This window comes from Roseateles sp. (assembly GCF_044373315.1).
GTDB lineage: Bacteria > Pseudomonadota > Gammaproteobacteria > Burkholderiales > Burkholderiaceae_C > JACDQM01.
In genome coordinates this window covers 1-12,874 of record NZ_JBILQK010000089.1, presented here as the reverse complement: position 1 = coordinate 12,874, position 12,874 = coordinate 1, and the positions used below count along the sequence as shown (strand labels likewise).

Sequence of the window (12,874 nt, the reverse complement as noted above, 5' to 3'; positions counted from 1 at the left end):
CGCCACAAGAGCCGCCTGTCGGCCAAGATCAAGGCTCTGGCCGCCTAAAATCCCAGACCAGGTGCAAAGCAAAGGCCCGCCTCGGCGGGCCTTTTGCATTGCCATTGCGTCTGCGATTCAACTTTGGGTCGCCTGATTTCATTCAGGCCAGTTCAATGCGCATGGCAGCGGGAGTTGTCGCATTCATCGCCCGGACACTGAGCCACTCAGATACAGCGCGAGCCACCCAGGGCGCATCATCAAGCGGCAGGTCATGCCCGGCTTCGGTATGCATGCGCAGCGGCACACCCCAGGCGCGACTCAGGGCCTGCGAGCACTGCCAGTCGACCACCGCATCGGCACGACTGCACAACAAGAGCATGGGGACCGCAGGCCTCAATCGACTGGCGCGATAGCGCATTGCCGCCACCAACTGCCGCAGGCTGTTCCGCACCCCAACCGGATGCCGGCGCTGCAAGTCGACCCAAGTGTCGATCACGGAGTCCCGCTCCACAGTCATCCTTGAGGTCAAGGCCAGCACCCTGGATTCCCGCCAGCGCGCGTTCAGGCGCACAAGCCCAGACGCAAGCAGTTTCCAGTAGCCCGGCGGCCGCGCCCGCCGGTAGAACGGACTGTACGGTCGCAAACTGGTATTAATGAGCACCGAGCCACTGACTTCCCCGGGAAATCGCTGCGCCCAGTCGCACGCGACCATCGCACCCAGGGACATGGCCAAAAGATGGAACGGCCCCGACTTGCCAAGTCTGACGAGTTCCGCTCGGCAGGCGTCAACGATGCCGGGCACATGGCTCGGGCTGGTTTGCCAAAAAAGCGGCCCGTTCCCAGGCAAGTCAAGCAGCACCAACTCGACGTTGGGTTGCTGAGCGGCGATTTCCCGCCGAAAAACGGCCGGAAACTCCCCCCAATGCTCGCACTCCCGCGCCAGGCCGCGCAGCAAGACCCAAGTTGCGCGCTCAACAGTCATCGCCGCACACCCTCCGACGGGCAGCAGGGACTGACGCGCGGCAAGCCACACCCCAACGCAGAGTCATACCAGCCGGCCCAGTTCCCGCACTCCATTCAGACACCCGTATGAATATTCTTTGCCATCGTGGCCGGCAAGGCAGCACACACCCTCTGCAAGTGCTCGAAGAACACCAAAGTACGAGCTTTTATCAACAGATGTCAACAACAGCAAGCGCCAGTCGCAGCCAGGCGACGTTCGTCACCCAATCAGGTGTCCGCGCAGGCCGTGCCGCTCACGTCTTGGACGATCCGTCGGGCAGCAGGCAGGCTTCGGCAACCTGGAGATTGTTGTCGCGCGCGAAGTTCATGACGAAATCCCAGGCCATCGGCTCAAGGCTCTTGAGGGCTTCATTCACGATCACGCATTTGACCCCATTGATGACCCGCGGAACGCAGTACGGCGAGTAGCCGATATGCGCACCGGGACCTGCCTTGACCCCGCCCGGACGAAAGCAGGACATGGCGCCCGCCAGACGCTCGGCCCAATCGCTGGGACGAAACGTGCGCCCTTCCAGGGTGAGGCCCTGAATGAACACTTCGCGCGGTTTGGGGGACAAGCTCATACGGGTCAAGACAGGTTCGGTCCGGCGGGATGCTGGACAAGCACCGGCACGCGCCAAACGGTGGCTGGCGAGACCCCTATTGTGCCTTGCTTGTGTTGCGTCGCAGCACGAAGCAGCTCCCGCATCGAGGCATTGCCGCGGCATTGTTCGCAGCGCCACGGGATTGACACAGGGTCGACCCTTAGAATCGATCGAAGCCGGGCGAAGTCCCGCCCTACCCCACCCTGACCTGGAGAGTTGATGAACGCGCCTGTTCTGCCGTCCGAGCCGCACGTGATGCACACCTATGGCCGCTTGCCTGTTGCCTTGTCACATGGCAATGGCTGCTGGGTCTGGGACGTCAACGGCCGACGATACCTGGACGGTCTGGGCGGCATCGCAGTCAACACACTGGGCCACGCCCACCCCAAGTTGGTGCCGGCGTTGCAGGATCAGATCGGCAAGCTCATCCACACCAGCAACTACTTCCACGTGCCACTGCAGGAGACGCTGGCCGCCAAGCTCTGCGAACTGTCGGGGCTTTCGAACGTGTTCTTCTGCAACAGCGGCCTGGAAGCCAATGAGGCCGCGCTCAAGATCGCTCGCAAGTACGGCAATGACCGCGGCATCACGCCTCCGGAGGTGCTGGTGTTCGAAGGCGCCTTCCACGGACGCTCCATCGCCACGCTTTCGGCCACCGCAAACCCGAAGATCCATGCCGGCTTCGGCCCGCTGGTGCCGGGCTTCGTGCGTGTGCCGCTGAACGACATCGGCGCGGTCGAAGCCGCGTTGAAAGCGCACCCCAATATCACCGCAGTGTTCCTGGAAACCATCCAGGGCGAAGGTGGCGTGAACCCGGCGCGCATTGAGTTCCTGCAGGCGCTGCGCCGCGTCTGTGATGCTCATGATCTGCTGCTGATGCTGGACGAGGTGCAGTGCGGCATCGGCCGTACCGGCAAGTGGTTTGCGCATCAGTGGGCCGGCATCCAGCCGGACGTGATGCCGCTCGCAAAGGGCCTGGGCTCAGGCGTTCCCGTTGGCGCCGTGGTCTGCGGCCCGCGCGCGGCCAAGATCCTGCAGCCGGGCAACCACGGCACCACCTTTGGCGGCAACCCGCTGGCGATGCGCGCGGGCGTTGAAACGCTGCGCATCATGGAAGAAGACGGCCTCCTGGCCAACGCTGCCAAGGTTGGCACCACACTGAAGGCCGGCCTGGAGCGCGAGTTCGCCGGCATGCCCGGCGTGGTTGAAATCCGCGGGCAGGGCCTGATGCTGGGCATCGAGTTGGACCGCCCCTGCGGCGCCCTGCTCGCCCAGGCGCTGGAAGCCGGCCTGCTGATGAGCGTGACCTCTGACCGAGTGATCCGCCTCGTACCGCCCCTGATCCTGACCGAAGCCGAAGCGGCGCAGATCGTGGCTATCCTCGCGCCGCTGGTCAAAGCCTTCCTGTCACAACCGACGCCATGAAGCCCGGAGACAGCCTGATGCGCCACTACCTGCAGTTCAAGGACTTCCGCGCCGAAGAGTACGGCTACCTGTTCGAGCGCGCATCCATCATCAAGCGCCGCTTCAAGAACTACGAGCGCTACCAGCCCCTGGCCGACCGCACGCTGGCGATGATCTTCGAGAAGGCCAGCACCCGCACCCGGGTCAGCTTCGAGGCCGGCATGTACCAGATGGGCGGCTCGGTCGTGCACCTGACCACCGGCGACAGCCAGCTCGGCCGCGCCGAGCCCATCGAAGACAGCGCACGCGTGATCAGCCGCATGGTCGATGTGGTGATGATCCGCACCTTCGAGCAGACCAAGATCGAGCGCTTCGCGGCGCACTCGCGCGTGCCGGTGATCAACGGCCTGACCAACGAATATCACCCCTGCCAGATCCTGGCCGACCTATTCACCTTCATCGAACAGCGCGGCATGGACCGCCGTGGCGCGATCGACATGGACTGCCTCAAAGGCCGCGTGGTCGCCTGGGTGGGTGATGGCAACAACATGGCCAATACCTGGCTGCAGGCGGCCGAGATCCTCGGTTTCACCGTGCATGTCAGCACACCCAGCGGCTACGAGATCGACCCGGCCGTTGCAGGCATCAAGAATGCGGCGTGCTACAAGGTCTTCAAGAACCCTCTGGAAGCCTGCCGTGACGCCGATCTGGTGACCACCGACGTATGGACCAGCATGGGCTACGAGGCCGAGAACGAAGCCCGTCGCAACGCGTTCGCCGACTGGTGCGTCGACGCCGAGATGATGGCGGCGGCCAAGCCCGACGCGCTCTTCATGCACTGCCTGCCGGCTCATCGCGGAGAGGAAGTCAGCGCCGAGGTGATCGACGGGCCCCAGTCCGTCGTCTGGGATGAAGCGGAGAACCGCATGCACGTCCAGAAGGCGCTGATGGAGTACCTGCTGCTCGGCCGCATCGGCTGACGCCCCAAGACCGTGCCGCCAGCGGGCGTGTAAGCGCAGGCAATCCCGGGGACGGCAGCGGCTGCGATCAGCCTGCTGTCAGTCGCCTGTAGCATGCTCGGATCATGAAGATTGCATTGATCACCGATCTGCATGCCAACCGCGAAGCGTTCGAGGCGGTGCTGGCGGATGCACGCGCCTGGGGCTATGACCAGCTGGCGCTGCTGGGTGATTTCGTCGGCTACGGTGGCGACCCCGCTTGGCTGCTGGACACGCTGCAACCCTTGGTGAGCGAAGGCGCCATCGTCGTCATGGGCAACCACGATCAGGCCGTCGCGCAAGGCGCCCTACCCAGCATGCGCGAGGATGCGCGTCTGGCTGTGGAGTGGACTCGCAGCCAGCTGAACGCCGAACAACTCAACTTCCTCGCACGGCTGCCGCTGACCGTGAAGCGCCACAACTGCCTATTCGTGCACGCCAACGCCTTTGCGCCGGCCGAGTTCGAATACATCCAGGGGCGCGCAGAGGCGGTGCGCAGCATGCAGGCCACGCAGAGCACCTACACCTTCTGCGGGCATATGCATGATCCCATGCTCTACCACCTCTCCGGCACCGGCAAGGCCGGCGAATTCACGCCGGTGCCGGGCATCGAGATCCCGCTGATGGCCAACCGGCAATGGCTGGTCGTACCCGGCGCCTGCGGACAGCCGCGCGACGGCAACCCCGCCGCCTGCTACGCGCGCTTCGACACGCAGACCGCCCTGCTGAGCTTTCAGCGCATCCCCTACGACCACGAGGCTGCAGCAGCGCGCATCCTGGCCAGCGGCTTGCCGGCAGCCGTCGCACAAAGGCTGGCTGATCGCCTCAATCAAGGAACGTGAGGGTGCCCAGCATGCCAGACCAAGCCCGAGATTCCCGCCAGGACCTGCCGCCAAGCGGCCCCTTGGAACCCGGGCTGGTGCTGGATGGCTTCCGGCTTGAGGAGAAGCTGCACCAGGGCGGGATGGCATACCTGTGGCGCGTCACCCGAGTCGATGCGCAAGCCGATCCGCAGATGCCGCTGATCATGAAGGTGCCACGCATCATGGGCGGCGAGGACCCGGCAACCATCGTCGGCTTCGAGGTCGAGCAGATGCTGATGCCTGCCCTGAAGGGCAAGCATGTGCCCCGATTCGTCGCACGGGGCGACTGGACCCGACAGGCCTATATCGTGATGGAGCGCATCGACGGCACGTCACTGCGCCCGCGCCTGGACGAGGCCCCACTACCGCTCGCGGAGGTGGTCGACATCGGCGCCCGCGTGGCTGACGCGCTGCAGGACCTGCACCGCCAGCATCTGGTGCACCTGGACATCAAGCCCAGCAACATCATGTTCCGCCCCGACGGCACGGCCGTGCTGGTGGACTTCGGCCTGTCTCGCCACGACCATCTGCCCGATCTGCTCGAAGAGGAGTTCTCACTGCCGATGGGCACGGGGCCCTATATGTCGCCCGAGCAGGTGCAGTTCGTGCGCAACGATCCGCGCAGCGACTTGTTTGCGCTGGGCGTGATGCTCTATCACTTGGCCACCGGCGAGCGGCCGTTCGGCCAGCCGGTGTCCGTGCGCGGGCTGCGCCGCAGGCTGTTTGTCGAACCCGTGCCGCCGCGCGCCATCAACCCGGACATCCCGCCCTGGTTCCAGGAGATCGTGCTGCATTGCCTGGAAGTCAAGGCCGAGCGCCGCTACCAGAGCGCCGCGCAGCTGGCACTGGACCTGAGGCATCCGGAAGGCATCACGCTGACCTCGCGCGCCGAGCGCATGCACACCAGCGGCCTGGTCAAGCGCTTCAAGCGCTGGTTCTTCGCGATGGGTGCTGAGCCTTCGCCACAGTCCTCGGCCACCGAACAGCTTGCCCGCAGCCCCATCATCATGGCGGCCGTGGACACCCAGGGCGCCACCCCGGCCTTACAGCAGCAGCTGCGTGAGACCGTGCGCCGCATCGTGCAGACCGAGCCCGGCGCCCGGCTGGCCTGCGTCAGCGTGATGCGCGTTGCCCGTATCGGCATGGACGAGCTGACCGACCACGAGGGCAAGAGCGTCCACGTCAAGCAGCTGGTCGCCCTTAAGCACTGGGCCCGCCCCATCAGCAAGGCTCTCAACCTTGAGGACGGGCGCCTGACTTTCCATGTGCTCGAAGCACCGGACGCCGCCAAGGCCATCATCGATTTCGCGGCACGCACCGGCGTCGACCATATCGTGATGGGCGCCCGCGGAAACTCGGCCCTGCGCCGCTATCTGGGCAGCGTGTCGGCCCAGGTGGTGGCCGAGTCGGAGTGTTCGGTCACCGTCGTGCGCGCGGCTGGCGAATAAGCCCCTACACTGCCGCGCCATGAGCAATCCCTGCATCAGCTGCGGCGCCTGCTGCGCCACCTTCCGAGTCGACTTCGCGCGCGAAGAGCTGCTCAGCGAAGGCGGCACCGTGCCCGATGGACTGGCCATCGATCTACTGCCCGGCCTGTGCCGCATGCGCGGCACCGACCACTCCAGCCCGCGCTGTGCCGCCCTGGTCGGCACGGTCGGCAAGCAGGCCAGCTGCGGCATCTATGAATGGCGCCCCTCCCCCTGCCGCGAATTCGGCCTGCGCGCGCCGCTGGGCATTGGCGACGAGGCCTGCAACCGTGCGCGGCGGCGCCACGGGCTCGCGCCGCTCTGAGTGAGCTAACCCGGAACCTTCGCGCCTGAGCGCGCGCCGCGCAAGATCGCCAGCTTGTTGTCGTATTGCAGGCGATCCTGGGATGTCACGCTGTACTCGCGCGCCAAGGCTAGCTGCTGTCTCGCGTCGTCGAGTTCACCCAGGGCGTAATGCGCCAGCGCCAGGCTGAAGTGAAACTCGTGGACAAAGGCCATTCGTTCGATCTCGCGCCTGAACTGACGCTTGGCCTCCTGGAACTGGCCGGCCCGCAAGGCAGCCAAGCCCAGGTCAAAGAACTTGTAGGGCGGGTCAGACTTCAGCTTGGCCAGACGTTCAGCGACGGCGCCCGCCTCGTCAACGCGCCCCTGGTCGCGCAGCACCAGTTGCAGGTTAAGAAGTCCCACCGGGCTGTTGGGCTCCAGACCCACCACGTAGCGAAACACCGTCTCTGCCAGCACCGGCTGAGCATGGCGCCGGTAGATCACGCCGAGCGTGTTGTAAGCCCCGACGAAGTGCGGGTCGTGCGCAAGCGCAGCGCGAACCGACCAGTAAGCCTCATCAAGCTGGCCCTGCATCATCTGCTCGGCCGCACGGTTGTTGAAGAACATCGCGAGCACCGTTCGCTCGCTGATCTCACGGCTGCGTTGACCCACCAGATCAGCGGCTGGCAAGAAATCAATCGTCCAGAGATCCGAAACGGCACTGGCTGAAATTCGATCGGCCGGCGCACGCGCCAAGGTCAGATTGACATGCCCGCTCAACACATCAAACCGGCCGCTGCGCCGCCATTGCTCCTCGACATGAACCGAATTGAAGCGCACTGGCAGATCCAAGGCCTTGGCGAACGCTGCGGTCATCAGCACCAGCGAAAGGCAGTTGCCGCGTCGCGCGTCGAAGGCCTCGGCCGCGGTGCGCGTGTGCTGGGCGTCGTACTCCAGCTGCAGCGCACTGCGCGTGTACAGCGAATCCAGCAGGGCCTGCCGCGCGCCAATGCGGCGCACCTGCGGCACGATCTCGTGCTGCAGGTAGTCCTGCATCTGCGGGCTCATGGCCAGCACCTGTTCCGCTGACATAGGAGCTCGGGCGGGTGCAAAGAGCCCATCACTGAACAAGCCGGACGTCTGCGAGAGCGGTGGGGCGGACGAGGCACAGCCCTGTAGCAATGCGACACACCAGACAGTCAACAGCAGACACCACAGCTTCACGCTGGCCTCCACAGTGAAGAACGCATGGAACGGAAGTTATCACCGGGCCGCCGGCCTGACCAGTGCCGCGCGGAACGCCAGACCCATGCGATCGCCGGCTACGGCAGCACAAACACCACCGCGCTGCGCGGCGGAATGCTGAAGCGCCCCTGCGCGCTGTCAAAGGCCGCCGTTTCCGCGGGCCGGCGGTCAGCTGCCGCGGCCGCACGGTGCACCGGATGCAGCTCATACGGCAGGCCGCGCGCCGAGTCCAGCTGCAGTCGCTCGCTGCCCAGGCCCGCGTTGATGAAGTAAATCAGGCGCTGGAAGCCCGCCCCTTCGAGGTCGCGCCCGTCCAGCTCCGCCGCCATCAGCGTCGGCTGCTGCTGCGGCCCGGTGTTGTGCCAGCGCAGCCGGCGTTGCAGCTCATCGGCAGTCTTCAGCCGAAACAGGCTGGAGCTGGCGCGGATGCGCAGCAGGTCCAGGAAGGCGTCGCGCGTCCATCGGATCTGGGCAGGCTCCGGCTTGATCGAGGGATCGGCCAGCACGGGTCGGAAGATGTCGTAGTGCGCGGCGTTATCGGGCGCCGGCGGCAGGCCAGTGCCGAAGTGGTTGTCCTGCAGCGTCCAGTCCAGGCGGTTGAACCAGTCGCCCGAGTCGTAGCTGTTGCGATCCAGCGATTTGCTGCGCAGGATCTCGGCGCCGGCATGGAAGTAGGCCACGCCCTGGCTGAAGGCCGTCAGTGCCAGGCCCAGCACTTGCACACGTGCCCGGTCCTCGCGGGAGGTGTCCCGCGGCAGCTTCAGCGCCAGGGTGTCGAACAGCGTCTGGTTGTCGTGGTTCTCCACATAGTTCACCACCTCGCCAGGCTGCGCCACATAGCCGGCCGGCTGGCCGGCATAGTCGATCTGCGCTATCGGCAAGACCTGACCCTGATGGGTCTGCAGCGCAAAGCCGCGCAGGCTGCCAGACAGTCCGACGCGCACCAGATCGGCGGCCTTCAGCAAGTCCTCGCGGCTGGCACTGCTGCCCAGCGCGTTCGGCGCGTAGTACAGGCCATTGAGCCAGCCTTGGCGGCTCACCATGGCCGCGCCGCCATCACCGGCGCTGCCGCCCCGTGCCGCATCACGACCTCGGTCGCTGAAAGTGGCGATGCCACTGCCGTTCAATGAAAGCTGTGAAGCCTGCACGAAGCGCGCGCCATTGGCCACTTCACCGAAGTTCCAGCCCTCGCCGATGAACTGCACCTCGCGGCCCAGCTCGCGCCGCAGGCGCTGCTGCATCGCAACCATCGCGGCACGCGGCTGGTGCCCCATCAGATCGAAGCGGAAGGAGGCCATCTTGTACTCGCGCGCCCACAGCAGCACCGAGTCGCTCATCAACTTGGCCATCATGAGGTTCTCGGTGGCTGTGTTGTCGCAACAGGTGGAGCGCTCCACCTGGCCCTTGGCGTCGTAACGCTGGTAGTAGCCGGGCACGACGCGATCCAGCACCGATTGCGGATGCTGCCCTGAGGCCGAGGTGTGGTTGTAGACCATGTCCATGCCCACGCGCAGGCCGGCGCGGTGCAGGCCCATCACTAGCTCGCGCAGCTCGATCACGCGTCGCGCGCCGTCGGACGGGTCGCTGGCGAAGCTGCCTTCCGGCGCATTGAAGTGGAGCGGGTCGTAGCCCCAGTTGAAGCAGTCACGCGCGGCGACCGCCATCACTGCGGCCTGCTGCGCCTCACTGGCCGGGCCGGTCTGCGCAGGGTCCGGGACGCTTGGCGTCAGGCAGTCGGCCTCGGGCACCGTCGCCAGATCGAACACCGGCAGCAGGTGCACATCGCTGAGTCCCGCCTCGGCCAGCGCGCGCAGATGGCGCATCCCGTTTGAATCGCTGACGCCAAAGGCCTGGTACTTGCCACGCTTGGGTGCCGGCACCGAGGCGTCGTCGATGGAGAAATCGCGCACATGCAACTCGTAGATCGACATGTCGACGTTGCTGGCGACGCGCGCGGGACTATCGGACGCATCCCAGCCCGCCGGCTTGAGCGCCGGAGAACCCAGATCGGCGATGTAGGCGCGCCGCGAGTCCGTCGTCAGGCTGATCGCATAGGGATCGGTGACGCGGTTGCGCACCCGCCCCACACCGCGCACCTGCACCTCGACCAGATAGCTGTAGTAGCTGCCGCTCAGATCGGCCGGCTGGCGCAGCGACCAGATGCCGGTGGCCGCATCGCGCCGCAGCGGCAAAGCAGCAAGGGCCGACCCGTGCCCAGCGGCATACCGACACAGCGTCACGTCGTGCGCTGTTGGCGCCCAGAGCTTGAACTGGGTATGACGCTGCTGCGGCTGCCCCGCTGCACGCGGCAGGCTGACACCCAGATCGTGCACCTGCCCGGCACGGGCATAGAGCTTGTCCAGCGCGGCGGCGGGCTGCGTGGCGGTGGCCTGCTGCACCAGGCCCCGCGCATCTTCCTGCACCAACATCAGCTGGCCGCGCAACATGTCGGGCAGGCGCCGTGCCGCAATTGCGTCCAGCACCAGCACCTGTCCCTCGCCCAGATAGCCGAAGCGCGCTGCCAGAGCAGGGGGCAAGCCGCCGGGTTGCACCCGCAGGCCCCAGCTCGCATCGATGCCCTGCACCGCCGAGCCAGCCTTCGCGGACAGCCGGCCGGCGGCGGAGTGGTAGAGCCGATAGCGGCCGTCACTCCGGGCTGCCGGCAAGTAGATCCGGCGCGCGTCCAGCCACACCGCGCGCGCATCGGCGGGCAGCCCGTGCTGCTCAGCTTGCAGCGTGCTGCTGGCCGGCGCCGCATTGCAGGCGGCCAGCAGTTCGGCGGCCCCCGTGCTCGCCAGCCCGACCTGCGGCAACAGCGCGAAGCCCAGGCCCAGCAGCCAGGCCGCGGCGTGCAGTCCTCTTCTCATGTATCGCTCCAGATTGATCCGGAAATAGTAGCCAAACTACATACTCTGATCGACAGCGAATTCCCTAACACTCTTGGATAACCTATGCTTAAAGAGCAATGACAGGAAAACAAAGTAGCTTTGCTACATATTCAAGACAATGAACACAGTCCAGATGCACCCACTGCTGCGGCCGCTGTTCGCCCTGCTGGTCGCGCTGGCGGCGGCAGCCGCCGGAGCGGCTCCCAGCGGCAGCGCGGCCCCCAAACCGGGCTGGCAGCACGGTGCCTTCATGGAGGTCTTCGTGCGCGCCTACCAAGACAGCGACGGCGACGGCATCGGTGATCTGCGCGGCCTGATCCAGCGCCTGGACTACTTGAAAGACCTGGGCATCAGCGGTCTTTGGCTGATGCCCATCACCGCGAGCGCCGACCGCGACCACGGCTACGCCACCACGGACTTCCGCAGCATCGAGCCGCAGTACGGCACGCTGGCCGACTTCGACGAACTGCTTCGCCAGGCCCATGTGCGCGGCATCGGCGTGATCATCGACTACGTCATCAATCACAGCGCCCACAGCCACCCGATGTTCGTGTCAGCCGCAGCCGACCAGGGCAGCCCCTGGCGCGACTGGTTCGTCTGGCAAGAGTCAGCACCGCAAGGCTGGGATATCTGGGGCAAGAACCCCTGGTACGAGCACCAGGGCAGCCACTATTTCGCCACCTTTGGCCCGCATATGCCGGACTTCAATATGCGCAATCCGGCCGTCGTGGCGTACCACGAAGACAGCCTGCGCTTCTGGCTGGAACGCGGCCTGGACGGCTTCAGGCTCGATGCCGTGCCGCATCTGGTCGAGAACAGCGCCAAGGACTGGAACGATCAGCCGCAGAGCCGCCAGCTGACACAGCGCTTCAGCCGCCTGATCCGCAGCTACCCCGGTCGGCATGTGGTGTGCGAGGCGACGGCTCAGCCCACGGTGTATGCAAGTCCGCAAGTCTGCGGTAGCGCCTTCGCCTTCGGCCTGGAGCGGCAGATCATGCAGGCGGCGCGCGGCGACAGCGGCGCGGTGGCCGCGGTGGCCGACTACTTCCGCAGCGCCCCGACCAGCATGGCCACCATGCTGGCCAACCACGACATCTTCGCCGGCGAGCGCATCTGGGACCAGCTCGCTGGCGACGAGGCCCGCTACAAGCTGGCCGCGGCCAGCTATCTGCTGATGCCGGGCACGCCCTTCATCTACTACGGCGAGGAGATCGGCATGGCCGGCGTCAAGGGCCTGCCCGGTGACGAACCGCTGCGCACACCGATGAGCTGGAGCGCCGACATCCGCGGATTCAGCACCAGCGACACCCCGTTCCGGCCGCTCTCCCCCAATGCTGCCACCCACAATGCCGCCGCGCAGGCGGCGGATCCGGATTCGCTGCTGAACTTCTACAAGGCCATGCTGGGCTTGCGCCGCGAGCTGCCTGCCATCGCGCGCGGCAGCTACCGGCAAGCCCAGGCACAGGGTCAGGTCTTGCGCTTCCAGCGCCTGCTGGGCCGCGAGCGCGTGCTGGTGCTTATCAATTACGGCGAGGCCGTCGAGCACCCGGTGCCTGGTCTGCCCAGACGCAGCCGCTGGCTCAGCGCCTACCCCGCGGCAAAGCCCGCACTGCGCGCCGACGGCCGTGGCCGCCTGCAGCTCAGCCTGCCTCGCCAATCAGTCACGGTGCTGAAGATCTCACCATGAGCCAGCCCCTTTCGCGCATCGAAGCCGCCTCCTGGTGGGTCGGCATGCGCCAGCCCGAGCTGCGGCTGATGCTGCACGGCCCGGGTATCGCCGCGCAGAGCCTGCAGCCGGATTGAGCGCTGGCTGCGAGGCTCAGGCGGCGAAGGCCAGCACTTCGAGGGCCTTTCGCTGCCCGCGCATGCCTGCAAGCACAAAGGCCAGAGGATCGATCGCCAGCGCCTGCAGCCGCGTTGGCGGTCCTGCTTCGTTCTGCTCAGCCATGGCCTGAGCTGCCGGCGGATCTCAACTTCGGTCGTAAAACCTCGCCAAGGCGCGAAAAAAAAGGTTCATCGAGGATTTCCGGGGAAGGCGGCTCGGATTTTGAGGAAGAAGTACTCCTCGTCGCGGTAGCCATAGGCTCGTCGCTTGATGACCTTGATCGTGTTGTTGATGCCTTCGACGACGCTGGT

General features: G+C 66.0%; 13 protein-coding genes. 7 read left to right on the top strand and 6 right to left on the bottom strand.

Translation table 11 applies throughout. The features are described from left to right. Nucleotides 1-142: 142 nt before the first annotated feature. Together ACIQ67_RS16380 and ACIQ67_RS16375 are read right to left on the bottom strand one after the other, a co-directional pair. On the bottom strand, nt 143-964 hold the full coding sequence (locus tag ACIQ67_RS16380) for an alpha/beta fold hydrolase (protein WP_397535445.1): 822 nt from the start codon (nt 962-964) through the stop codon (nt 143-145). A 274-nt stretch (nt 965-1,238) separates the two neighbouring features. Further along, nucleotides 1,239-1,568: a DUF3579 domain-containing protein gene (locus tag ACIQ67_RS16375; RefSeq protein WP_397535444.1), complete on the bottom strand. Its 330-nt coding sequence runs from the start codon at nt 1,566-1,568 to the stop codon at nt 1,239-1,241. A 240-nt stretch (nt 1,569-1,808) separates the two neighbouring features. Between ACIQ67_RS16375 and ACIQ67_RS16370 the strand changes: the two genes are divergently transcribed. The 5 genes from ACIQ67_RS16370 to ACIQ67_RS16350 all read left to right on the top strand — a co-directional run bounded on the left by ACIQ67_RS16370 (nt 1,809) and on the right by ACIQ67_RS16350 (nt 6,645). Beyond that, complete coding sequence (locus tag ACIQ67_RS16370; RefSeq protein WP_397535443.1) at nt 1,809-3,014, top strand: aspartate aminotransferase family protein; 1,206 nt, start codon at nt 1,809-1,811, stop codon at nt 3,012-3,014. Then, the gene (gene argF, locus ACIQ67_RS16365; protein ID WP_397535442.1) at nt 3,011-3,973 is read left to right on the top strand and encodes an ornithine carbamoyltransferase; all 963 of its coding nucleotides are present in this window, start codon (nt 3,011-3,013) and stop codon (nt 3,971-3,973) included. The genes ACIQ67_RS16370 and argF overlap by 4 nt, the downstream gene beginning before the upstream one ends. 104 nt (nt 3,974-4,077) lie before the next feature. Next, entirely contained in the window at nt 4,078-4,833 is a 756-nt protein-coding gene (locus tag ACIQ67_RS16360) for a metallophosphoesterase family protein (RefSeq protein WP_397535441.1), read from the top strand. 11 nt (nt 4,834-4,844) lie between these two features. Next, nucleotides 4,845-6,302: a serine/threonine protein kinase gene (locus tag ACIQ67_RS16355; protein WP_397535440.1), complete on the top strand. Its 1,458-nt coding sequence runs from the start codon at nt 4,845-4,847 to the stop codon at nt 6,300-6,302. A 19-nt stretch (nt 6,303-6,321) separates the two neighbouring features. After that, the gene (locus tag ACIQ67_RS16350) at nt 6,322-6,645 is read left to right on the top strand and encodes a YkgJ family cysteine cluster protein (protein ID WP_397535439.1); all 324 of its coding nucleotides are present in this window, start codon (nt 6,322-6,324) and stop codon (nt 6,643-6,645) included. Nucleotides 6,646-6,650: 5 nt separating this feature from the next. Here ACIQ67_RS16350 and ACIQ67_RS16345 read toward each other — a convergent pair whose 3' ends face one another. Next, entirely contained in the window at nt 6,651-7,697 is a 1,047-nt protein-coding gene (locus tag ACIQ67_RS16345) for a tetratricopeptide repeat protein (RefSeq protein ID WP_397535438.1), read from the bottom strand. Nucleotides 7,698-7,927: 230 nt separating this feature from the next. After that, a complete protein-coding gene (gene pulA / locus ACIQ67_RS16340; protein ID WP_397535437.1) occupies nt 7,928-10,717 on the bottom strand; it encodes a pullulanase-type alpha-1,6-glucosidase in 2,790 nt (929 codons plus the stop codon). A gap of 139 nt (nt 10,718-10,856) precedes the next feature. On the opposite strand from pulA, the gene ACIQ67_RS16335 reads away from it, so the two are divergent. Beyond that, nucleotides 10,857-12,425 (top strand): alpha-amylase family glycosyl hydrolase, encoded by a 1,569-nt coding sequence (locus ACIQ67_RS16335; protein ID WP_397535436.1) that lies wholly within the window; start codon nt 10,857-10,859, stop codon nt 12,423-12,425. After that, nucleotides 12,422-12,541: a cyclomaltodextrinase N-terminal domain-containing protein gene (locus tag ACIQ67_RS16330; RefSeq protein WP_397535435.1), complete on the top strand. Its 120-nt coding sequence runs from the start codon at nt 12,422-12,424 to the stop codon at nt 12,539-12,541. Before ACIQ67_RS16335 ends, ACIQ67_RS16330 begins: the two co-directional genes overlap by 4 nt. A 16-nt stretch (nt 12,542-12,557) precedes the next feature. On the opposite strand, the gene ACIQ67_RS16325 is transcribed toward ACIQ67_RS16330, so the two are convergent. Then, a complete protein-coding gene (locus ACIQ67_RS16325; RefSeq protein ID WP_397535434.1) occupies nt 12,558-12,686 on the bottom strand; it encodes a hypothetical protein in 129 nt (42 codons plus the stop codon). Between the two features lie 65 nt (nt 12,687-12,751). Beyond that, on the bottom strand, nt 12,752-12,874 hold a 123-nt coding region (locus tag ACIQ67_RS16320), incomplete at its 5' end, for a transposase (RefSeq protein ID WP_143329487.1).